Below are 334 nucleotides of genomic sequence, written 5' to 3' on the forward strand. Positions count from 1 at the left end.
CCCGCGCCGCCGCGACCGCGCAGGCCGGAGTCCTTGACCGCGGTGATCACGTCGTCGGGGGCCATGTCCAGGGCGGTGCGCAGGCCGGCGTAGCCGCCGTGCTCCTCGTACGACGCCAGGGTCCAGGAGCGCTCGGCGCCCCAGTTGGCGGTGAGGACGGGGGTCAGGGTGTCGACCACGTCAGTTCGCCTCCTTCTTCTCGGCTGCGCTCTCGTCGCTGCCGCTCTCCGCCTCGACCGCGGCCGACACGGCCTCCCCGGAGGTGTCGGTGCGGCTGGCGGCCTGGGCGCCGTCGCCGGTGGGCTCGGTGCCGGTGGCGCCGGAGGCCTTCGCG

1 pseudogene is annotated in these 334 nt (G+C 76.0%); it reads right to left on the reverse strand.

Annotated elements, in window-relative coordinates:
- Positions 1-179, reverse strand: a pseudogene (locus QWY29_RS19950) (NADH-quinone oxidoreductase subunit F); the annotation flags it as partial.
- Between the last annotated feature and the right edge of the window lie 155 nt (positions 180-334).

It is taken from the genome of Nocardioides abyssi, from assembly GCF_030412915.1.
Taxonomy (GTDB): domain Bacteria; phylum Actinomycetota; class Actinomycetes; order Propionibacteriales; family Nocardioidaceae; genus Nocardioides; species Nocardioides abyssi.